General features: G+C 71.9%; 16 protein-coding genes. 5 read left to right on the forward strand and 11 right to left on the reverse strand.

Annotated features, from left to right (window positions below; genetic code table 11):
• Positions 1-59: 59 nt before the first annotated feature.
• From ACWCPM_RS15855 to ACWCPM_RS15895, 9 genes are all read right to left on the reverse strand, one after another.
• Positions 60-710 (reverse strand): LutC/YkgG family protein, encoded by a 651-nt coding sequence (locus ACWCPM_RS15855; RefSeq protein WP_450976742.1) that lies wholly within the window; start codon positions 708-710, stop codon positions 60-62.
• Positions 707-2,146: a lactate utilization protein B gene (locus ACWCPM_RS15860; RefSeq protein ID WP_450976743.1), complete on the reverse strand. Its 1,440-nt coding sequence runs from the start codon at positions 2,144-2,146 to the stop codon at positions 707-709. Before ACWCPM_RS15860 ends, ACWCPM_RS15855 begins: the two co-directional genes overlap by 4 nt.
• Positions 2,143-2,898 (reverse strand): (Fe-S)-binding protein, encoded by a 756-nt coding sequence (locus tag ACWCPM_RS15865; protein WP_450976785.1) that lies wholly within the window; start codon positions 2,896-2,898, stop codon positions 2,143-2,145. The genes ACWCPM_RS15860 and ACWCPM_RS15865 overlap by 4 nt, the downstream gene beginning before the upstream one ends.
• Before the next feature lie 5 nt (positions 2,899-2,903).
• The gene (locus ACWCPM_RS15870) at positions 2,904-3,818 is read right to left on the reverse strand and encodes a carbohydrate ABC transporter permease (protein WP_450976744.1); all 915 of its coding nucleotides are present in this window, start codon (positions 3,816-3,818) and stop codon (positions 2,904-2,906) included.
• Complete coding sequence (locus ACWCPM_RS15875) at positions 3,815-4,747, reverse strand: carbohydrate ABC transporter permease (RefSeq protein WP_450976745.1); 933 nt, start codon at positions 4,745-4,747, stop codon at positions 3,815-3,817. The genes ACWCPM_RS15870 and ACWCPM_RS15875 overlap by 4 nt, the downstream gene beginning before the upstream one ends.
• Positions 4,744-6,132, reverse strand: a complete 1,389-nt coding sequence (locus ACWCPM_RS15880) for an ABC transporter substrate-binding protein (protein ID WP_450976746.1) — start codon at positions 6,130-6,132, stop codon at positions 4,744-4,746. The genes ACWCPM_RS15875 and ACWCPM_RS15880 overlap by 4 nt, the downstream gene beginning before the upstream one ends.
• A gap of 95 nt (positions 6,133-6,227) precedes the next feature.
• On the reverse strand, positions 6,228-7,325 hold the full coding sequence (locus tag ACWCPM_RS15885; RefSeq protein WP_450976747.1) for an enolase C-terminal domain-like protein: 1,098 nt from the start codon (positions 7,323-7,325) through the stop codon (positions 6,228-6,230).
• Positions 7,326-7,374: 49 nt separating this feature from the next.
• Complete coding sequence (locus ACWCPM_RS15890) at positions 7,375-10,668, reverse strand: discoidin domain-containing protein (protein ID WP_450976748.1); 3,294 nt, start codon at positions 10,666-10,668, stop codon at positions 7,375-7,377.
• A 99-nt stretch (positions 10,669-10,767) separates the two neighbouring features.
• Positions 10,768-11,616 (reverse strand): FadR/GntR family transcriptional regulator, encoded by an 849-nt coding sequence (locus ACWCPM_RS15895; protein ID WP_450976749.1) that lies wholly within the window; start codon positions 11,614-11,616, stop codon positions 10,768-10,770.
• A 377-nt stretch (positions 11,617-11,993) separates the two neighbouring features.
• Between ACWCPM_RS15895 and ACWCPM_RS15900 the strand changes: the two genes are divergently transcribed.
• Genes ACWCPM_RS15900 through ACWCPM_RS15920 form a run of 5 tightly spaced genes read left to right on the forward strand, consistent with a single transcriptional unit; the run spans position 11,994 to position 15,783 of the window.
• A complete protein-coding gene (locus tag ACWCPM_RS15900) occupies positions 11,994-12,827 on the forward strand; it encodes a fumarylacetoacetate hydrolase family protein (RefSeq protein ID WP_450976750.1) in 834 nt (277 codons plus the stop codon).
• Position 12,828: 1 nt separating this feature from the next.
• Positions 12,829-13,578 carry an SDR family NAD(P)-dependent oxidoreductase gene (locus ACWCPM_RS15905; protein WP_450976751.1) on the forward strand — a complete coding sequence of 250 codons (750 nt, stop codon included), beginning with the start codon at positions 12,829-12,831 and terminating at the stop codon, positions 13,576-13,578.
• Between the two features lie 3 nt (positions 13,579-13,581).
• Entirely contained in the window at positions 13,582-13,905 is a 324-nt protein-coding gene (locus ACWCPM_RS15910) for an L-rhamnose mutarotase (protein WP_450976752.1), read from the forward strand.
• Positions 13,906-13,957: 52 nt separating this feature from the next.
• Positions 13,958-14,791 carry an amidohydrolase family protein gene (locus tag ACWCPM_RS15915; RefSeq protein ID WP_450976753.1) on the forward strand — a complete coding sequence of 278 codons (834 nt, stop codon included), beginning with the start codon at positions 13,958-13,960 and terminating at the stop codon, positions 14,789-14,791.
• Positions 14,788-15,783, forward strand: coding sequence for an aldo/keto reductase (locus tag ACWCPM_RS15920; protein ID WP_450976754.1), 996 nt, complete (start codon positions 14,788-14,790; stop codon positions 15,781-15,783). The genes ACWCPM_RS15915 and ACWCPM_RS15920 overlap by 4 nt, the downstream gene beginning before the upstream one ends.
• 215 nt (positions 15,784-15,998) lie before the next feature.
• On the opposite strand, the gene ACWCPM_RS15925 is transcribed toward ACWCPM_RS15920, so the two are convergent.
• Both ACWCPM_RS15925 and ACWCPM_RS15930 read right to left on the reverse strand, forming a co-directional pair.
• On the reverse strand, positions 15,999-20,624 hold the full coding sequence (locus tag ACWCPM_RS15925; RefSeq protein ID WP_450976755.1) for an HAD-IC family P-type ATPase: 4,626 nt from the start codon (positions 20,622-20,624) through the stop codon (positions 15,999-16,001).
• 59 nt (positions 20,625-20,683) lie between these two features.
• Positions 20,684-21,199, reverse strand: a complete 516-nt coding sequence (locus ACWCPM_RS15930; protein ID WP_450976756.1) for a hypothetical protein — start codon at positions 21,197-21,199, stop codon at positions 20,684-20,686.
• Positions 21,200-21,340: the final 141 nt, after the last annotated feature.

The raw sequence follows: 21,340 nt of genomic DNA on the forward strand, positions 1-21,340 counted from the left end.
CCGGCCGTTGCCGCCCGCCCCGCGAATGAGGACGTCCCGCTCCCCGCCGTCCGGTGCGGCTAGCTGTCGGGGTGGACGAGGACGACATCGAGGACGCGGGGGCCGTGGACGCCTTCGACGCGTTCGAGTTCGATGTCGCTGGTCGCGGAGGGCCCGGAGATCCAGGTGAGCGGGCGGTGGGGCGACAGCCTCGCCACGGCGGCCGGAACCGAGGCGACGACCTGTTCCGGAGCGCGCACCACGCACAGGTGACGGTCGGGGATCAGGCTCAGCGCACGCCGGCCCTGTCCCGGCCCGCCGTCCAGCACGATCGTGCCCGTCTCGGCGATGGCCAGCGCGCACCCCGTCACCACGCCGTCCGCCGCGTCGCAGGCGTGCGGGCTCAGCGGCGGGGTGTCGGAGAGCCGTTCGACCCCGGCCTCGGCCAGCCACTCCTCAGGCAGCCCCTCGGGGACGACGATCGTTCGCGCGCCCCGCGAGGCCAGCACCGCGGCCACCGTCGCGGGCAGAGCGGCGGGGTGGCACCGGTGCACGGTCGCGCGGTACTCGGTGAGGCGGTCCTGGAGCAGGTCCAGCAGTTCACCCGGGTCGTCCCCGGTGTGTGCGGCTCGGTAGTCGCGGGCGACAGGGACGTCCTCGGGCCTCTCCCGGCGGGGGACGTCGCCCAGGGCCGCGCGGACGCGGCCGAGCACCACGTCGCGGCTGTTCACGGGCGCTCCTCGGTGGTTCGGTTGGCGCGCCACCAGTCGCGGAAGGGCGCGGCCGGGGCACGGGGCAGATCGCGGGACTCGCTCCAGGCACCGATGCCGGGTCCGGGCAGGCGGCGGGGGTGCAGCCGTCGCGTACGGGAGGCGACGCGCTCGGCCGTGGCGAGCACCGCCGGACGGTCCAGGACCCAGCCGGCCGCGCGGACGGCGCCCTTCTCCAGCCGGTGGCCCGCGCCCCCCTGCTCGGCCACCCGTTCGCGGAGGTGGACGAGGACTTCGGGGATGTCGATGGCGACCGGGCAGACCTCGTAGCAGGCGCCGCACAAGGAGGAGGCGTAGGGCAGGGAGGCGTCCAGTTCGGTACCGGTCCCGCGCAGCTGGGGGGTGAGAATGGCACCGATCGGGCCGGGATAGGGCGAGCCGTAGGCGTGTCCGCCGGCGCGTTCGTAGACGGGGCAGACGTTGAGGCAGGCGGAGCACCGGATGCAGCGCAGCGCCTGACGGCCGACCTCGTCGGCGAGGGTGGCGGTGCGGCCGTTGTCGAGCAGGACCAGGTGGAACGCCCGGGGCCCGTCGCCCGCGGTGGTGCCGGACCACATCGAGGTGTAGGGGTTCATCCGCTCGGCGGTGGAGGAGCGGGGCAGGGTCTGCAGGAAGACCTCCAGATCCCGCCAGGTGGGGACGACCTTCTCGATGCCCACCACGGAGATCAGCGTCTTGGGCAGCGTCAGGCACATCCGGCCGTTGCCCTCCGACTCCACGACGACCACGGTTCCCGTCTCGGCGACCATGAAGTTGCCGCCGGACACGGCCACTTCGGCGCGCAGGAACTTCTCGCGCAGGTGCAGTCGGGCGGCCTCGGCCAGTTCCGCGGGATCATCCGTCAGGGGCTCGGGCGCCGGCCGCCCCCACCGGCTCATGCTCTCGCTGAAGATGTCGCGGATCTCGGCGCGGTTCTTGTGGATCGCCGGCACCAGGAGGTGGGAGGGACGGTCGTCGCCCAACTGCACGATCAGTTCGGCGAGATCGGTCTCGTACGCGGTGATGCCCTCGGCGGCCAGGGCCTCGTTGAGACCGATCTCCTGGGTGGCCATGGACTTGACCTTGACGACCTCGGTCTCCCCGGTGGCCTTGATCAGTTCGGCGACGATCCTGTTGGCCTCGCCGGCGTCGACCGCCCAGTGCACCACACCGCCGGCCCGGATGACCGCCGTCTCCAACTGTTCGAGGTAGTGGTCGAGATGCCGCAGCGTCCGGTCCTTGATCGCGGCTCCGGCCGCGCGCAGTGCCGCCCAGTCGTCCAGTTCGGCGACGGCCTGCGCGCGCTTGGCACGGATGGTGCCGGTGGCCCGGGTCAGGTTCGCCCGCAGACGGGTGTCCTGGGTCGCGGCGGCCGCCGCGCGGGGGAAGGCGGGCATCCCCAGGTACGTACCGGTCACAGCAAGGGCTCCGTCCGGGTGGAGGCGAGGATCTCGGCGAGATGCAGCGGGCGCAGGTCACTGCCCCGGCGGCGCAGCATCCCGTCGACATGCAGGAGGCAGGAGTTGTCGGCGCCGCACAGCACGCGGGCGCCGGTGGACTCGGCGTTGCGGATCTTGTCGGCGCCCATGGCCTCCGAGACGTGGGGATTCTTCACCGCGAAGGTGCCCCCGAACCCGCAGCATTCGTCCGATCCCGGCAGTTCCACCAGTTCCAGGCCCTCGACCGCCTCCAGCAGCCGCCGGGGACGGTCACCGAGTCCCAGCACCCGCAGTCCGTGACAGGACGGGTGGTAGGTGACGGTGTGGGGGAAGTACGCGCCGACGTCGGTGACACCCAGGACGTCGACCAGGAACTCGCTGAACTCGAGGACGCGGCCGGCCAGTGAACGGGCCTGGTCGGCGAGGTCGCCGCCCCGGCCCTCGGCCGCGGCGCGCGAGCCGATCCGGGGATAGTTGTCCCGCACCATGGCCACGCACGAGCCCGACGGGGCGACCACGTGGTCGTATCCGTGGAACGCCTTGGCCATGCGGCGCAGCAGCGGCTCGGTCTCCCGGCGGTAACCGGTGTTGTACTGCGGCTGGCCGCAGCAGGTCTGCTCGAAGGGGAAGTCCACCTCGACGCCGAGCCGTTCCAGGACGGTGACCGTGGCGACGGCCGTGGCGGGGTGGACGGCGTCGTTGACGCAGGTGGGGAAGATTGCGACGCGCAGGGAACTCATTCCTTGCTCGCTCCCGCGAGCATCCCGGACACCAGTGTGCGCTGCGAGAACAGGAAGAGCACCAGAACGGGCAGGACGGCGACGATGATCGCGAGCGCCAGTTCCGGAAGGGTGATGTTCAGCCCCGCACCGGCGACGGGGTTGAAGGCGGGTGTGGAGGTGAGCAGTTGGTTCAAGCCCACCTGGACCGGGAACTGCTCGCTGTGGGGCAGGACGAGGTACGGCAGGAAGAAGTTGTTCCAGTTGCCCACGAAGCTGAAGAAGGCGACCAGTCCGACCACCGGCTTCGCCAGCGGCAGCGCGATGCGCGAGAAGAGCTGCCATTCCGTGCAACCGTCGATCCGCGCGGCCGACAGCAGGTCCCTGGGCAGGCTGCTCCCGAAGTAGATGTACACGAGGTACACGCCGAACGGGTAGAACGAGAAGGGCAGGATCACCGACCATATGGTGCCGATCAGGTGGAGGCGGTTGAGCTCCAGGAAGATCGGCAGCACCAGGCTGGCCTGCGGCATGATCATAGTGACCAGGGTGATCATGAGGAGGGTCTTGCGGCCGCGAAACTTCGTCAGTGCCAGCGCGTAGCCGGCCGGCACGCTGACGGCCAGTGTCAGGACGAGAGAACAACCGGCGTAGATGGCCGAGTTGCCCAGCCAGGTGACCATGGCGCCGTCCTGGAAGGCGAACAGGTGCTGCCAGGCGGCGCCGATCTGCTGGAACGAGCCGAAGGAGAACGGGTTGTCCCGTACCACCTCGCCGGCGGTCTTCGTGGGCGCGAGCAGCAGCCAGATCACCGGCAGCACGAAGAACACCAGCAGCACGGCCAGCAGGAGGCCCACCACCAGGAACGAGGCGGCCCGGGAAGGCCGCAGGCGTCGGCCCGCCGCTGCCGAGGGGAGAGTGGTCTGTGTCATTTTTCGTCCAACTTGAACAGGTTCGATCGGGCCACCAGCAGTCCGGCCGCCAGGAGCCCCAGCGCCAGCAGGAAGACGGAGATGGCGGCGGCGCCGTTGAAGTCGCCGTGCTGGAAGGCGTAGACGTAGGCGAGCTGGTTGGGTGACCACGTGGGGCTCACCCGGCCGAGGCTGGCGGTCTGGAGCAACTGGGGCTCGACGAACAGCTGGGTGCCGGTGGCGAACGCCATGATCGTCATGTAGACGATCCACTGCCTGATCATCGGGATCTGGACGTGCCAGGCGGTGCGCCAGGGCCCCGCGCCGTCCATCCGGGCGGCTTCGAGCACCTCGTCGGGGATGTTGTTCAGCGCCCCGTACATCACGACCATCCAGCCGCCGGCGCCGGTCCAGAAGGCGATCAGCATGAGGATCAACGGCAGGTTGCCGGGCGACAGCACAGCCGCGAAGGTCTTCAGTCCCAAGCCCTTGAGCAGCCAGGACACCGGGCTGACATCGGGGTCCAGCATGAACAGCCAGACCAGGACGCTGGCGACCCCGGCGAGGGCGCCGGGAATGTAGTAGAGGAAGCGGAAGAGGGCCGAGGTGCCCGGCCGCACCCGGCTGCGCAGGACCAACGCGACCAGGACCACCAGGACGACCAGGGTGACCAGCCACAGGACCAGGTAGATCAGCATGTTCGTGAAGGCCGGCGCGAAGCGGTAGTCCTGGGCAACCTTCACGAACTGGTTGAGCCCGGTGAACTGGCCCTGGTCGTTGGTGAGCGCCAGGTAGAAGGAGTAGGCGGTGGGGAAGACACCGAACGCCAGCAGCAGCACCGTGTAGCCGGCGACGAAGAAGTAGCCCGTGAGGCCGGGGCCCCTCCGCCGCGGCGTGGCGCCGCGGCGGAGGGGGGAGACGGCGACGCGCTCGGTCTCCAGCAAGGTCACTGGCCGACCACCTGGTATCCGTGGGTCTTCGCCTCGTTGCTGATCTCCTCCTGCCAGGCCGGCAGGGTCGAGGTCAGGGACTTGCCGGCGGTCAGGGCCGGCAGCACGACGCTGGACCAGGAGGTCGCGTCCGAGAACCTGGTGTTCGACCAGCCGGTCCACACCGAGTCGGCCGCCTCCTGGAAGGGCTTGCTGACGTCGTTCGCGAAGTAGTCGCTGTTGGCCGGGTTGGCCAGCCACGCCTGCGCGGCCTTGGTGTGGGCCGGGTAGGTGGGCGCGGATGCCTGGTTCTCTTCGGAGGTGGTCAGCCAGGTGGCCAGGTCCGTGGACGACTTGAGGTTGGCGCTGTGCGAGGACACCATCCACACGCCGCCGCCGACGTTGCCCGTGGCGGCCGTGGTCTCGCCCTCCCAGGCCAGCGGGGAAGCCGCCGCGATCTGCTTGGCCGGGGCCTTGAAGGCGCCCTTGAAGAGGTACTGGCCGTACCAGGAGGGCCCGTACGCCATGAGGACCTTGCTGCCGCTCTCCTTGGCGAAGCCCTGGCTGAAGAAGCCCTTGGTGGTGACGGCCTTGGTGGAGATCAGCCCGTCCAGCAGCTTCGCCATCTTCGTGCAGTGGGGGTCCTGCAGGTCGGTGCGCAGGGTGTCCGGCTTCGTCACGCTGAACGCCGGGCACTGGGCGGACCAGAAGTACGACTCGTGGGAGTTGGTGTCACCGATCGACCCGACGAGGTGGCCGGGGTGGTCCTTGGCGACCTTCTTCCCCAGGGCCGCGTACTCCTCCCAGGTGGTGGGGACCTCGTATCCCCACTTCTCCATGAGGGGCTTGTTGTACCAGAGGACGACCTGAGCGATGTCGTTGCGCAGGCAGTAGGTGTGGCCGTCGAACTGACAGGGCGAGAGGGAGCCCTTGGCGAAGCCGTCCAGCGTGCTCTTGGGTACGAGCTCGTCGTCCAGCGGCGCGGCGAACGGCTGCGCGCCGGGCTTGGTGGGCGCCGACGCCCACGTCACGTCGGTGGTCGAGCCGAACACCACGTCAGGCCAGCCGCTGCCGGTCCGGTCGAAGAGTTGCACCTTCGTCTGGAGGTACGTGGAGCCGTCGGCGCCGCCGTCGTAGGTGACGACCTTCATCTTCACGTCGGGGTGCGACTTCTGGTACGCCTGCACCGAGGCCAGGCGGGTCGAGTCGGTCCATACGGTGATCTGCGAGCCGTCCTTCTGCGGGGCCGGTTCGAACCCCTGCTGTGCGGACCGGGACGACTTCGCGGTGGTGTCGGCGCTGGCGCAACCGGCCAGAGCGGCCGCTGTGGCCAGGGAGAGAACGGCCGCCGTGGTGCGCAGCACCGCGCGGCTACGGCCGGTTCTCGGAGATCCGGAAGACCTCATCGTCTTGCCTTTCTTGTCTCTTGCGTGGGACAGGTGACGCGCCTGGTGGGGGGCGCCGGCTGCGGTGGCGGTCCGGGCGGAGCGCCACCGCCCGGTCAGCGCGGCTGTTCGACGAACGGCAGGAGTTCGTTGCCGTAGCCGAAGTCGAGCGGGAGGGCTATGCCGGGCCCCGTGGGGGCGTGCACCAGGCCCTGGTCGTCCACGTGGCGCTCGCGGACGACCTTCGCCGCGGTCACCAGGGACTCGTAGTAGGTGGTGTTGGAGATGGCCATGCACAGGTGGTGGTTGGGGATGTCCGAACCGTGCACCTCGGCCCGCAGCCGGAAGGCGTCGGCGAGGTGCGCGGTGCGCATGGCGCCGGTGATGCCGCCCCGCAGGGTGGTGCCGGCCCGCACTCCGAAGCCGGCGGCACCGGCCCGGATGAAGTCCGCGGAGTTCATGTGCGCTCCGTCGGAGGTCTCGGCCACCAGCAGCGGTACGTCCACGGCCGCCGCCAGCTGCTGGTACGCGGAGACGCTGAACTCGCGCATCGGCTCCTCGTACCAGAGGTAGTCGGCCTCCGAGAGTGCCCGGCCCAGGCGGATCGCGTCGGGCAGGTCGAAACCGGCCGACCCGTCGTACATGAGGGGGACCGACGGACCGACGTGGTCGCGCAGGGCCAGGCACAGCTCGGCGTCCCGGCGGGCGTCGCCCCAGGCGTGCAGCTTGATACCGCGGTAACCCAGTGCCAGGCACTGGTCCGCCACGTCGAGGAACTCCTCCGTGCTGGAGAAGGTCGAGGTGGAGGCGTAGGCGGGGATCGCCTCGCGGAAGCCGCCGAGCAGTCGCCAGACCGGCTCGCCGTGGTAGCGGCCGGCCAGGTCCCACAGGGCGGTGTCGATCAGGCCCAGGGTGGGGAGCGGGAGTTCGTGGATACGGTCCAGCTCCCACACCCGGTGCCACAGCCATTCCCGCTGCAGCGGGTCGGCTCCGACCAGCTCCTCGCGGAAGACCCGCTCCACCAGGTCGCGCAGGGTGGTGAAGGCACCCGGCCGGGCGAACAGCGCCACCCCCTCGGCTCCCTCGTCGGTGCCGATGTGCAGCACCGCGCCGTCGCCCACCGGAGCGCTTCCGCTCAGTCCGTGCCGCCAGCGGAAGGGCGGGCTGGCCGCCGGAACGTCGATCCGGTGCACTTCGACATGGGTGATCTTCATCCTGGTGTCATTTCTGTGTGAGCGAGCCTTTTCCAGGGGCGCGTACGGGTCAGAAGTCGCCGTACGCCTGGAGCTCGTAGATGCTGCCGCCGTTCCAGCTGGATCCCGTGACGGTCAGCCGCAGGTGGCGGGCGGTGACGGGCGTGTCGGCGAACGAGTGGTTGGCGGACGACGAGGTGTACTCGGAGGTGTGGTCCTCGAACGTGGACCACGTGACGCCGTCGGCGGAGTACTCGAGCAGGTACTTGTAGCCGCTGGGCTTCTCGAAGGTCGTCACGACGCTGGAGACCTTGGTGTTCTCACCCAGATCCACCTGGATCCAGGACGGGTCGGGCAGACCGAGGCCCTGGGCCCAGCGAGTGGAGAGGTTGCCGTCCACCGCCTTGGCCGGGGTGTTGTCCTCCGAGTACGAGGACACGGTGACCGGCTTGTTCAGCGTCAGGCTGCGGTCGGCCGGCATGGTGAGAACGGCCGCCTGGCTGGGGTCGGAGGCGTTCAGCGCGGCGTCGCGGGCGACGACGGTGAAGGAGTACCGCTGTTCCGGGGTCAGGCCCGAGACCCGCAGGGTCCTGTCGTCGGTGACGGCGATCCGCTTGCCGTCCTGGTAGACGGCGTACGTGGTCACGCCCGTGTCATCGGCCGCGGCCGGCCAGCTGACGTCCACCAGGCTGGGCAGCAGCGGCTCGACGGTGGGCTGCCCGGGGGCGGAGGGAGGCGTCCGGTCGGAACTGGGCGTCCTGGGGGTGCCGTAGACCTGGAAGTCGTAGATGCTGCCGCCGTTGCCGCTGGAGCCGGTGACCGTCAGCCGTACATAGCGGCCGGCGACCGGATCCGGGGTGTGGAAGTAGTTGGTCATCTCCGTGGTGTTCGCGGAGGTGTGGTCCTCCAGCGTCCGCCAGTGGACCTCGTCCGGCGACACCTGGATGCGGTACTTGTAGCCCCTGCTCAACTCGAAGGTGGTGATGGCGCTGTTCACGTCGTACGAGGCGCCGAGGTCCACCTGGATCCAGGACGGGTCGGGCAGACCGAGTCCCTGGGCCCAGCGGGTGGACAGGTCCCCGTCCACCGCCTTCTCCGGGGTGTTGTCCTCGGAGTACGACGAGTAGGTGACCGGCTTCTTCAGCGCCAGGTCGGAGTGGGAGGGCATGGTGACCTTCAGCGCCGGGCTCGGCGTGGACTCGTTGCCGGCCGCGTCACGAGCGGTGATCCGGAAGCTGTAGGTCTTGCCGGCCGTCAGGCCGGACAGGCGCACCGAGGGCTTTCCGGTGGCGCTGACGAGCTTGCCGTCACGGTGCACGGCGTAGCCCGTGACTCCCGTGTCGTCGGTGGACGCCGGCCAGGTGAGGTCCGCGACGGTCGGGAAGTCGGTGACCGCGGCCGGAGTGCCGGGCGCGGTGGGCGCCCGGTGGTCGGTGACGGGCGGGACCGGGTCGAGGTGACGGTAGCGCGGCTGGAGGCCGGCGTTCTTCACGATCAAGGCCGGGAGCTGGGCGCACGATTCGACGGTGGTGTTGCCGGTCACCGTGTTGCCCGTGCTGTTGCCCTGGGTGCTGAACCTGGGCTGGGTGGTGAAGTTGCCGGTGACGGTGCTGTCCATGCCGTGGTTCATCAGCAGCCACTGGAGCGCGACGTCGCACAGGGCGTTGCCGCTGTTCGTCCAGTAACGGCTGCCCTCGTCATGGTAGATGGCACCGTAGGCGTGCTCGGGAACGCCGTGGATGTAATTGCCGGAGACGACGCCGCCGGGGTTGGTGCTGAGGGTGTAGATGGCACCGCCGTCGGCCTGCGACTTCATGATGTCGAAGATCTCGTTGTCGGTGACCTCGCTGTTCCGGCTGGTCGTGTCGGTGTCCCAGATCGGTACGCCGCCGTTGGTCGGGTAGTTGGTGTTGCCGCCCTTGTCGGTCAGGCCCCAGCCCCAGCCGACGGAGATGCCGCTGTAGGGCAGGTCGTAGACCTTGTTGTGGGTGATCACCGTGTGGTCGGTGTAGCCGGCCAGGATGCCGAGCGAGCCGTTGTACTGGTCGGCGACCTGGGTGACAACGTTGTTGTCGACCGTGGTGTCCTTGGTGATGTCACGCGGGTCGTCGGGGTGGGCGTCGATGACCTCGACGCCGCCGATCTGGATGCCGGTGGCGGCGATCTGGCGGAAGACGTTGCCCGTGATGTCGGTGCCCTGGGTGCCGGTGTTCAGGTTGAGACCGACCGCGCCGAGGTGGGTGAAGGTGTTGCCCCGGAAGTCGACATTGCGGCCGTAGCTCACGTTGACCGCGCCGGGCGTCTTCTTCCAGTTCAGACGGGTGGAGTCGAAGTCGGGGTTGTTCTCGCCGACCATCCGGAAGCCGGCCTGGCCCTCGACGTGGCCCTCGGACGAACTGGGGGCGAGCCACGTGGAGTACGAGAAGGTGATGCCCTCGAAGGACACGTCGGTGACCGGCTTGGTCCTGGTGCCGTTCAGGTCGACCAGGTCCTGCACGCGCGGCACGGTGACGGTCGCGGTGGACAGGTCCTGACCTTGCTCGGGCATGTAGTAGACCTCGCCCGCGCCCTTGTCGAGGTACCACTCGCCGGGAGTGTCCAGCAGTTCGCGGGCGTTCTCCAGCCACGTCGGATTGGTGATCTCCTGCCCCTGCTGGAGGTGGGCGTTGCGCCAGCAGGGCTGCTGCATCGTCATCGCGTTGCCGGAGATCGACTGCACGGGGCAGCGCATGAGCTTCCAGCCCCAGCTGCTGACGACCTCCAGGTCCGAGGGACGCTTGTAGTCGCTGAGGCTGCCGTCGGTGAAGGTGTAGCCGGTGGACGTCTTGCTGAAGCCGGACGGGTACTTCCCACTCCGCGCCCGGGTCTGCAACTCGCCGTTCACGTAGAGCTGCCGGGTGTCGAGGTCGCCGACCTTCGCCTTGTAGACCTTGCCCGACGAGTCGGCCGGGGTCCAGCCGGTGACCCGCGTACCGCCACTGATCACCGGGTGCGCGCCGGGCGCGGCCTGGTAGACGATCCGTTGCCCGGGGCGGCCCGAATCCCGCGCGGTCAGGGCGAAGGTCCGGCTCAGCTGGTGCGTGCCCGACATCAGCCGCACACGGACATCGCCGGAGACCTTCTTCTTGACGTCACGCACGTGGTCCCGTGCGCGTTCCAGCGTCCTGAACGGATGCTTGGCACTGCCGGAGCCGCTGTCACGGCCGTCGGGCGAGACATAGACGTCCAGTCCCGGCGCCTTCGAGTGGGCGGCCTGGGCCGGTACGGCGGCCAGCGACCCCGCTGCCGCCGCGAGGGCCAGTGCACCTACGAGAGCTCTTCGGAGCGGCACGGATATGCGCGCAGAAACAGTTGGTGGATGCATGTAAGTCCAATCGCCTGAATGAGGTGACGTCCGGAAAACCGTCCGTCGTGCTGATCGTTCGGCGTGGGGTGGCTTCGTTCGCGAGCGGCGCGGCACCGTCTACGAGGCGGATGCCTCCGGGGACGGCGGCTCGTCCGCGTCACCGGCACCGCCCGGTGGCCGCGCCGACGCCCCGGAGACGCCGCGACCGTCAGGGCTGAACACCCGGTCACGGATCTTGCGTTCGAACTGGCTTCGCGTGGTGGCGATGTGCTCCACCATCAGCCGCGTGGCGAGTTCGGCCTCCCCCGCGGCGACCGCCTCGGCTATGGCGAGATGCTGTCCTGCGGCCACTTCGAGTGACCCGGCGGCGTCACCGTGGAAGAGCAGCACGTCGGACTGCGACGCGAAGCGGCGCACATTGGCGACGCTCGCTCTCAGAAAGACATTGGGTGCGGCGGCGGCCACCGCGTCGTGGAATGCCTCGTCGGCCCTGGCGAAGGCGTGCGCGTCTGCCGCCCGGGCCGCCACCAGCGACGAGGCGGCGCACTCCCGGATGGCCCGGACCTCGATCGGGGTGGCGAGGGAGGCCGCGCGGCGCGCCGTCTCCGACTCGATCACGGTGCGGTATTCGAGCAGCATCAGGACGTGTTCCATGCTGGTCGGTCGGAAGTGCGAGAGCTGGTCGTCCACCAGTCCGCCGGTGGACTCGGCGACGAAGATGCCCGCGCCACGCCGCACACTCAGCCGGCCGATGGCGGCCAGGACCTTCACCGCCTCGCGGGTGACATTGCGCGAGGCGCCCAGGATCTCGGCCAGACCCCGTTCCGTGGGCAGCCGGTCGCCGGCCCGCAGATTCCGCTCCTCGATGTAGCTCAGCAGCTGCTCGGCGACCAGTTCGTAGCCAGGTCGGTAGGGGGACGACGCGTCCTCATCTCCCGGACCGGAGCCTTGTGTTGCGGCTGCCACTGCGTAAGCCCCCTCTTGGCTGGTTCATATGAATCAGGTTCATCTGCGGGGGCAACTATGGCACCAGCGTCGCGGGCTGGAAAGAGTCGGACGAGTTTTTCGTTCTCCCTCTCTCCAAAAAGCTCATCCACCATGACAAACAGGGAACTTCCTCCGGAACTCTTGCACGTGAAGGATCAGATCCTTATGGTCCTGCCTGTCGGATGAAGCAGATCCTTCGCTGCGGAGATGACGCCGGCCCGGGACGGGCGCCCGGCGCGGCAGCCACCAGAACCCGCAACCGGCACGAGCCGCGATCCGGGGCGCGGGGCCGTGAGGCCCGGCGGCGCACCGCGCGGCAGGACTTCCGAGCGCGCACACCCGTGGGAGAGACCCTTATGAGACTGGCACGGCACGGCTCGGCAGGAGCCGAACGCCCCCTGATAGCCGCGGCCGACGGACCGTGGCACGACCTGCGCCCGGTCGTCGCCGACCTGACGCCCCACACCCTTCCGACGGTCCTGGACGGCGTCGACCTCGACGCGCTGCCGGTGGTCGAGTCGCCCGGCCGGTTCGGACCGCCGCTGGCCGGGATCGGGAAGATCGTCTGCGTCGGGCTGAACTACCGGCGGCACGCCGCGGAGACCGGCGCCGCCGTCCCCGAGGAGCCCATCGTCTTCCTCAAGACGCCGGACACCGTGGTCGGCCCCGACGACGAGGTCCTGATCCCCCGCGGCTCCCTGAAGACGGACTACGAGGTCGAACTCGCCGTCGTCATCGGCCGCGAGGCACGCTACCTGCCCGACGAGGCCGCCGCCGCCGCGTGCGTGGCCGGGTACGCGATCAGCAACGACGTCTCCGAGCGCGAGTTCCAGCTCGAACGCGGCGGCCAGTGGGACAAGGGCAAGAACTGCGAGACGTTCAATCCGCTGGGCCCGTGGCTGCTCACCGCGGACGAGGTGCCCGACCCGCAGGCGCTCGGCCTGCGGCTGTCGGTCAACGGCGAGCCGCGCCAGGACGGCCACACCTCCGACATGGTCTTCGGTGTGCACCACCTGATCCGGTATCTGAGCCATTTCATGGTGCTTCGCCCCGGTGACGTCATCAACACCGGTACCCCCGCGGGCGTGGCCCTGGGCCTGCCCGGCCTGCCGTACCTGCGGGCGGGCGACGTCGTGGAGGTCGAGATCGACGGACTGGGCCGCCAGCGGCAGACATTCGGGCAGGCCTGACATGGGCGCGTTCGACGGACTCAGCGCCCTGGTCACCGGCGGTGCCTCCGGCATCGGCCTCGCCACCGCCCGGTTGCTCGCCGCCGAGGGGGCCCGGGTGGCCGTGCTCGACCTGCACGCGGCACCCGAGGGCTTCACCGCTCACGTCCGCGCCGACATCGGCGACGACACCTCGGTGAGGGACGGCGTCGCAGCGGCCGTCGCGGCGCTCGGCGGCCTGGACGTGCTGGTGAACAACGCCGGGATCGGCGCGCAGGGCGGTATCGAGGACAACTCTGACGAGGAGTGGCACCGCGTCCTGGACATCAACGTCCTCGGGATGGTGCGGGTCACCCGCGCCGCGCTGCCCGCGCTGCGTGCCTCCGCCCACGCGGCGGTCGTCAACATCGGCTCCATCGCCGCGACGGCCGGCCTGCCGCAGCGGGCGCTGTACTCGGCCAGCAAGGGCGCCGTGCTGTCGCTCACCCGGGCGATGGCCGCCGACCTGCTGCCGGCCGGCGTCCGGGTCAACGCCGTCAACCCCGGCACCGCCGACACGCCGTGGGTCAGCCGACTGCTGGACCGGGCGGACGACCCGGCGGCCGAACACGCGGCGCTGGCCGCCCGGCAGCCGCACGGCCGCCTGGTCAGCGCCGAGGAGGTCGCCGCCGCGGTCGCCCATCTGGCCTCCCCGGCCGCCGCCTCCACGACGGGTACCTCCCTGGCCGTGGACGGCGGCATGGACGGACTGCGCCTGCGCAAGGAGGGCTGAACGATGCAGCGCTTCGCCGCCGTGATCCGTCTGCGGCCCGAGAAGGAGCGGGAGTACCGCGAACTGCACGCCGCCGCGTGGCCGGCCGTGCTCGCCGCCCTCAAGCGGGCCGGCATCCGGAACTACTCCATCTTTCTTCGGGACGGCCTGCTCTTCAGCTATCTCGAATACACGGGGACCGACTACGCAGCCGATACCGCGGCGATCGCCGCCGACCCGGTCTCCCGCGAGTGGTGGGCGTTGACCGATCCGTGCCAGCAACCGCTGGACAGCGTGGCCGAAGGGCAGTGGTGGGCTCCCGCCGAGGAGGTCTTCCACCTCGACTGACGGCACGTGCCCGCCCCTCCAGACATCCGTCCATCGACCCGAAGGACCGACGGTGCGCATCGACGCTCATCACCATCTGTGGGACCTCGCGGTGCGGGACCAGCCGTGGACCCGCGACCTGCCCGCCCTGCGCCGCGACTTCACCACCTCCGACCTGCGGCCGGCACTCGACCGCAACGCGATCGACGCCACGGTCCTCGTGCAGACCATCGCCGTCGCGGAGGAGACCCCCGAACTGCTCGCCGTGGCCGCCGCGGACCCGCATGTGCGAGCGGTCGTCGGCTGGACGAGCCTGACCGACCCCGGTGTCGCCGACCGTCTCGCGCGACTGCGCGAACTGCCCGGAGGACCGGCGCTCGTCGGCATCCGGCACGGCATGCAGGACGAGGCCGACCCGGACTGGCCGGCGCGCCCCGAGGTCCGTCGCGGCATCGAGGCGGTGGGTACCGCGGGCCTGGTGTACGAACTGCTCGTCCGCCCCGACCAACTGCCCGCCGCCGTGCGGACCGTGCGCGAACTGCACGACGTCCGCTTCGTCCTGGACCACGCGGGCAATCCGGTCGTCGGCACCGACGGCCTCACGCCGTGGACCGCACTGCTGACCGAGCTGGCCGACTGCCCCAACGTCGCGGTGAAACTGTCCGGGCTCGTCACCCGCAGCACTGGCGACCCGGCCCGCGCCCTGCGTCCCTTCGCGGACGTACTGCTCGCGACCATGGGCCCGGACCGCCTGATGTACGGCTCGGACTGGCCGGTCTGCCTGCTCGCCGCGGGATACGACGACGTCATGGCCCTCGCCGAGACGCTCACCGGCCACCTGAACCCGCGCGAGCGGGAGGCGGTCTTCGGCACCACGGCCGCCCGCTGGTACGGGATTCCCGCGTGACGGCCCGCCGCCTCGGCCGTACGAGCGTGCGGGTCAGCGCACTGGGCTTCGGCGCCGCCCCCATCGGCAACCTCTACGCCCCGCTCGACGACGACCAGGCGCGCGCCGCGGTCGAGGCCGCCTGGGACGCCGGCGTGCGTTACTACGACACCGCCCCGCACTACGGCCTGGGGCTGTCCGAACGCCGGCTCGGCGCGGCCCTCGCCCACCGGCCACGAGCGGAGTTCACCATTTCCACCAAGGTCGGCCGCCTGCTGGAACCGCACCCCGCCCCGACCGGGTCCGACCTGGCCTCCGGCGGCTTCGCGGTACCGGACACGTTGATCCGCCGCCCCGACTACTCGCGCGACGGCGTCCTGCGCAGCCTGGAGGGCAGCCTGACCCGGCTGGGTCTGGATCGGGTGGACGTCGTCTACGTCCACGACCCCGACGATCACCTCGACGAGGCCATGGACCAGGCACTGCCCGCGCTGGCGGCGCTGCGCGACCAAGGCGTCGTCGGAGCCGTCGGCGTCGGCATGAACACCGTCGCCCCGCTGCTGCGGGTCGTGGCCGAAGCGGACGTGGACGCCGTGATGATGGCGGGCCGGTGGACTCTCGTCGACCGCTCCGCACGTCCGCTGCTGGCGGCGTGCGCGGAGCGCGGTGTCTCGCTGGTCGCCGCCGCCCCGTTCAACTCCGGCCTCCTCAGCCGGCCCTGGCCTCCGGACGACGCCACCTTCGACTACGGCCCCGCTCCCGAGGCGATGCTGCGTCGTGCCCGGCGCCTTGCGGACGTCTGCGCCCGGCACGGCACCGTCCTGCCCCACGCCGCCCTCCGCTTTCCACTCCGCGACGCCGTCGTGGCCTGCGTGGTAGCGGGCTTCCGTTCCCCCGACGAGGTGGCCTCCGCCGCCGAATGGGCCGGCACCCGCCTCGGCGTCGCGGCGTGGGCGGAGCTCGACGCCGTCGCGGAGGCGGCGGACGACGCGCACGCCGGTGGCGGTGGCTGAGCCTCGGGAAACCCACGGGCGGCAGTCGGCGGCACCGAGCGCGGTGGCGTTCGACGAGCGGCGTCCGGTGCCGACCGACGAGCCGTCGTGGGCGAGGCGCGCCACGCGGTAGCAGGGGGCGAGGTGCGGGTGCCGGAGCCGTACCACCGGTCGACGCGAGCGATCGCGCGGTCAAAGCCGCTTCCCCGTCGGGGCCCGAGTCCGACTGGGGCACCTCACGCGCCGAGACGGGCCAGCGCCTCCTTGACGCCCCCGGGTGCCCCCTCACCCAGGCGTACGACCGCCCGCTCGATGTGCGGCAGCGCTCGCTGGCCGGCGACCGCGAGGGCGATGGCCGCCAGAACGCCCGCCCAGGCGACGGGGCCGAGAGGGGTGCAGCCGAGGGCCTGGCTCACGCCGGGGGTCTGGACGACGGCGACCAGGGTCACGGCGGAACCGATGACGGTCAGCCGGACCAGAGGGCTGTCGCGGCGGTCGGCGAGCGTCTGGGCGAGCTGCGTGCCGACGACGGCGCACAGGGCCATCGTCGTAGTACGGCGGGTCGAGCCGGGAGTGAAGCGGCCGATCAGCCAGGCCGCGACCGCGCCGAGGCACGTGGTCAGCGCCCGGTGCCGGATCTGTCGCATCAGGGGCGTGCCGAGCAGCGACGAACCCAGCGGGCCACGGCCGGCGTCCGCGTCCTCCCGCACGTCGTGCTGCGGCGTGACCGCCACCGCCATCGCCGGGAAGAGGTCCGTGAACAGGTTGACCAGCAGCATCTGACGGGTCGAGAGCGGCGCCGTCCCGCCGAGCAGGCTGCCGACGATGCCGAAGCCGACCTCGCCGGCGTTGCCGCCGATCAGGATGGCGACGGCGTCGGCGACGCTGTGCCACAGGGCGCGGCCCTCGGAGACCGCCTCGACGAGCACCGTCATGTCGGCGTTGGTGAGCACCAGGTCGGCGGCGTTGCGGGCGGCCGCGGAACCACGGGCGCTGATGCCGACGCCGATGTCGGCGGCGCGGATGGCGGCGGCGTCGTTGGCGCCGTCGCCGACCATGCCGACCACCCGGCCGGATTCCATCAGCGCTTCGATGACCTGGAGCTTCTGCTCGGGCGCGACCCGCGCGACGACGCCCACGTCGTGCAGCATCCGGGCACGTTCGGAGCGGTCCGCGGCGGCGAGTTCGTCGCCGGTGACCACATCGGTGTCCTCGGGCCAGCCCAGCTCGACGGCGATCGCACGGGCGGTCTGCGGGTGGTCGCCGGTGAGCATGACCGGTCGCACGCCCGCCTCGCGCAACCCGCGCACCAGCGCCGTGGACGACGCGCGCGGCACGTCGGCCAGCGCGAGCAGACCGGTGAACTCCAGCCCTCTCAAGGGCTGTTCACAGACCTCCGTGTCCTTCTCGTCGTCCCTCGGCTCCCGTTGCGCCACCGCCAGCACGCGCAGCCCGTCCCGGGCCAGGTCGTGGGCCCGGTCGTAGACCTCGTCGGGGACGTCACGGCAGGCCGGCAGCACCACCTCCGGCGCGCCCTTGACGACGAACATCCGCTTCCCGTCGCGCCCATGACCCACGGCACCGGCGTAACCGCGGCCCGCCTCGAACGGCCGGCCCTCCGTCTGCACCCACCCGGGGTCGGGCCCGGCCGCGTCGAGCACGGCCTCGTCGGTGGCGTGCACCGGCGTGCCGGGGCCCTCCTCCGGCCGCGGACAGGCCCGTACCGCGACCCGCATGGTCTCGGAGTCCTCGGCCTGTCCGGGCGTGCGGGCCCTGTTGTCCGCGTCGGTCACCCGCACCAGACGCAGTCTGTTCTCGGTGAGGGTGCCGGTCTTGTCGAAGCAGACGGTATCCATCCGGCCGAGGGCCTCCAGCGTGCGCGGCGCCCGCACGAGGACGCCCCGGTGGCTCAGGCGGCGGGCGGCCGCCAGCTGCGCCACCGTGGCGACCAGTGGCAGCCCCTCGGGAACGGCCGCCACCGCGACCGCCACACCGCCGCTGACCGCCTCCCGGACAGGTGCGCCGCGCAGCAGGGAGAGGCCGGTCACCGCGGCGCCGCCCACCATCGTCAACGGCAGTGCCTTGCCGGTGAGTTCCTGCAGCCTGGCCTGCACGCCCGCGGACGGGGGCTTGCGGGCGGCGAGGTGGACGGCCCGCGCCGCCTCGGTGCGCTCGCCGGTCTCGACCACCACGGCCCGTGCCTGTCCGGCGACCACGGTCGTGCCCTCGAACACCATGCAGCGGCGGTCGGCGACGGCGGCGCTCGGCGTGGGCTCCGTCTGCTTGTCGACGGGCAGGGACTCACCGGTCAGCGCCGACTCGTCCACCTCCAGACCGTCCTCCCAGAGCAGGCGCGCGTCGGCGGGTACGACGTCGTCGGCCCGGAGCTCGATCACGTCGCCGGGGTGCAGCCTGGTGGCGTCCACGGTGTGCGAGCCACCCGCGTCGCCATTGCTGACGCGGGCTTTCCGCTTCTGCTCGGCGACCAGCCCGGACAGCGCCCGCTCGGCGCGCAGCCGCTGGACACCGCCGACGAGCGCGTTCAGATCGAGGGCGCCGACGACGAGCAGGGCGTCCACCACGGAACCGAGGATCGCGGACGCGGCCGAGCCGACGGCCAGGACGGGCGTCAGGGGGTCGTCCAGTTCCCCGCGCACGGCCCGGCCCAGGTCGAACGTCCAGCGGACCGGCGCCAGACCGGGGGCGCCTGCGACGGTGCGCGCCGCCTTGCGGACACCGCCGGTGACCGAGTCGACCGCCGTCCGTCGCTCGTCCGCGCGGCGTTCCAGGCGGGCGCGGACGTCGCTCACCTTCAGGGCGTGCCAGGGCACCCGTGGCCGGGGATGCGGCGCGCGGGCCACCGCCACGCCGATCGCCGCCCGCGTGCCGCTCAGCAGGGCGAGGGCGGCGCCGAGGTCGACGGGGGCGTGCCGCAGGCCGACGAGCGGGATGCCGGTGCCGCTTCCCGCCTCGCCGACGGCGACCAGCAGCCCGGACAGGGCGGCGCCGGACCGGGCCAGGACCTGTGCGCGCCGGCCGACCCCGCGGGCCGCGGGCACCGCGCTGAGCAGCCGCCACATGTCACCCAGGCCGCCGGGCGCGACCAGGTCCGCGCCCCAGGCGACGGCCGCGTCCGCGTCGGCGAGCGCGACGGCCACGTCCCCGGCGAGCAGCCCGGCGAGCGCGTCGGTGTCATCCGAGGAGGACGGGCGGGCCACGGTGATGACGCCCCCTCGTCGGCGTAGTCGTTCCACGACCTCGCCGGTCGTTCGGCCGGCGGGGACGATGTGGTCCGCGAGCGCGGCGAACTCCCCGAGCGCGGGATCGGCGACCACCACGACGCGCAGGCCGGCGCGGCGCGCCGCGTCGAGGACGGCCTCGGCCATCGGGTCGGCACTGCCGTCCGCGCTGTGCAGGGCGCTCGGGTGCAGGAAGACCGTGGTGGCGGTCTCCAGTTGCCGCAGCCGGTCCATGTCGCGGACCAGCACTCCGGTACGGGCCAGGGCGCAGCCGAGGACCGCGTGGAAGGCGGCGGGCCCGTAGCGGGCGGCCTTCGGTGAGCCCGCGAGGATCGCCTCGGCTGCTTCCGCGCCGCTCTGCTTGACGAGCAGTGTCACGGCGGCGCCCACCACGCTGCCGGTCTCGGCGTGGACGGCGTACTCCTGCGCGGGCGCGGTCCGCAGCGGCGGGCGCGGGAAGCGGTGCGCGGCCACGTCGTCCCGGCCGGGTCCGACCACCTGGTCGTGCACCGAGTCGAACGCGGCACCGCGCGCCAGCGCCTCCGCGAGTTGGAGGGAGCGCAGGGCGCCGTCCAGCACCAGGGAGGCGGGGGTCTGCCCGACACCGTGCGCGGCAGCGTTGGCCACCGCCAGGATCAGGTCCGTGGAGGCGGCGCCGAACCGGGAACGCATCAGGCCGCGGAAGCGGGGGTTCTCGCGCAGGAGTGTGACGGCGGCCGTCACGAACCGGGGCGAGGGCGGCAGCCCCAGCAGGGATCCGGTGATCGCGACGGCGATGCCGGCGGCGTCGGCCACCATCGCCGCCGACACGGTGCGCACCTCGCCCGGGTCGCCGGGGTGCGCGAACTCCTCGACCGGGACGTCCGTGGGCACGAGTCCGTACCGGTCGGCGAGTTCGTCGGCGTGGTCCAGGATCTCGTCGCTGAGGGTGGCCTCGCACGCGACGACCACCAGGCGGGCCAGTCCGCCGTCCCAGTAGGCGAAGGCCACGTCCGGGTGCTCGGCGAGTTCCTCGGCCATCCGCCGGGCCGCCCGCGCGGTGGCCCCGGCCGCACCCGCCCCTCGCGTGGCGCCGCCTGCGCCGACCCGGTCCGCCGTGCCCTGCCGCTCGTGTCGCTCCGCTCGGTCGGCCGGCTCCGCGCCGTCCGGCTGCTCCGGCCGGCCGGCTCGGCCGACCCCTTTCGCGACGTCCGGCTGCTCCGGGTGGTCGGCTCGGTCGGCCTCTTCCGCTCCGTCCGGCTGCTCCGGCCGACCCGCCCGGTCGGCCCCTTCCGCGACGTCCGGCTCCTCCGCCAGGTCCACCAGGTCCGTCTCTTCGACCCAGTCCGTCGGGCCCGCTCGGAACGCCTGCTCGGCCGCGTCGGACTCGGAGGCCGCACGCAGCGCGAGGTGCACCCGGTTGCCCGAGCGCCAGTGGCGTCCCGCGCCGGGCAACGCCGCACGCGCCACTCGGGACACCCGCACCATGGCCTCCGCGCCGCGCACCCCGGCGCGCGCGGTCCCGGCCACGGCACCGGCGGCGGCCCCTACCGCGGGCGCGGCGCCGCGCACCAGCAGACGCGGCCCGGCCATGACGATGTCGGAGACGGCCGCCGATGAGCCCGTCAGCAACCAAAACCCCATGTGACGCCCTCTGCTCGTATCCGTGCGGGCCGGGTGACCGGGCTCGGGCCCACCGTTACCTACCCGCCGCTGGTGGTCGCCTTGCGGCGGCTGCCGCCGGCCGAACTGCGCGCGCCCGCCGCCGCCTTACCCCGGCTGGACGCCGTACGTGTGCCGGTCGACGCCGGGCGCCCGCCGGCGGTCGCCGCCTTCCCGCTCCCACGGCTGGACGTCGCGCGCTTGGCCGTGGACGACCTGGCGGCCGTCCTCTTGGCGGCCGTCGTCCTGGCGCGGGTGGTGGCGGCGCCTGTCGTGGCGGCCGCCCCGTCGCCCTCGTGGCGGGGCTTCGGCTGGGTCAGCCAGGCCACGCCGGCGACCGTGAGAGCGATGGGCCACTCCACCACGCCCGCCACGCCGAGCAAGCCCGCCCCGGTGTACACCGCGACACGACGACCGCGCGGCGACACCGTGCCCACCGCGTCCAGCGCTCCGTCGGCCACCTTGGTCACCACCCCCGCCCCGGGCACCCTGCGCAGCGCCGTCACGGGTGCGCGCAGTGGCGCCGGAAGATCGGACGAAGACTTCTGCGGTGCCATGACACTCACGCTCCCTGGCTGATGCATGTCTCACCCCGCCGGGTTCCCTTGATGCGAGGTGTCATCCATACGAATGACCGCAAGTCGGACAACAGGGTGCATGGCGCTTGATGTCGACAACCGCCTGAGCGGCCGGGCACC

It is taken from the genome of Streptomyces sp. NPDC002309 (assembly GCF_053593375.1).

What these genes read in the sequence shown, in the direction of transcription:
- ACWCPM_RS15885 (WP_450976747.1), bottom strand. Translation starts at nt 7,325, where the DNA reads ATGAAGATCACCCATGTCGAAGTGCACCGGATCGACGTTCCGGCGGCC.
- ACWCPM_RS15910 (WP_450976752.1), top strand. Translation starts at nt 13,582, where the DNA reads ATGCAGCGCTTCGCCGCCGTGATCCGTCTGCGGCCCGAGAAGGAGCGG.
- ACWCPM_RS15905 (WP_450976751.1), top strand. Translation starts at nt 12,829, where the DNA reads ATGGGCGCGTTCGACGGACTCAGCGCCCTGGTCACCGGCGGTGCCTCC.
- ACWCPM_RS15930 (WP_450976756.1), bottom strand. Translation starts at nt 21,199, where the DNA reads ATGGCACCGCAGAAGTCTTCGTCCGATCTTCCGGCGCCACTGCGCGCA.
- ACWCPM_RS15870 (WP_450976744.1), bottom strand. Translation starts at nt 3,818, where the DNA reads ATGACACAGACCACTCTCCCCTCGGCAGCGGCGGGCCGACGCCTGCGG.
- ACWCPM_RS15900 (WP_450976750.1), top strand. Translation starts at nt 11,994, where the DNA reads ATGAGACTGGCACGGCACGGCTCGGCAGGAGCCGAACGCCCCCTGATA.
- ACWCPM_RS15880 (WP_450976746.1), bottom strand. Translation starts at nt 6,132, where the DNA reads ATGAGGTCTTCCGGATCTCCGAGAACCGGCCGTAGCCGCGCGGTGCTG.
- ACWCPM_RS15925 (WP_450976755.1), bottom strand. Translation starts at nt 20,624, where the DNA reads ATGGGGTTTTGGTTGCTGACGGGCTCATCGGCGGCCGTCTCCGACATC.
- ACWCPM_RS15890 (WP_450976748.1), bottom strand. Translation starts at nt 10,668, where the DNA reads ATGCATCCACCAACTGTTTCTGCGCGCATATCCGTGCCGCTCCGAAGA.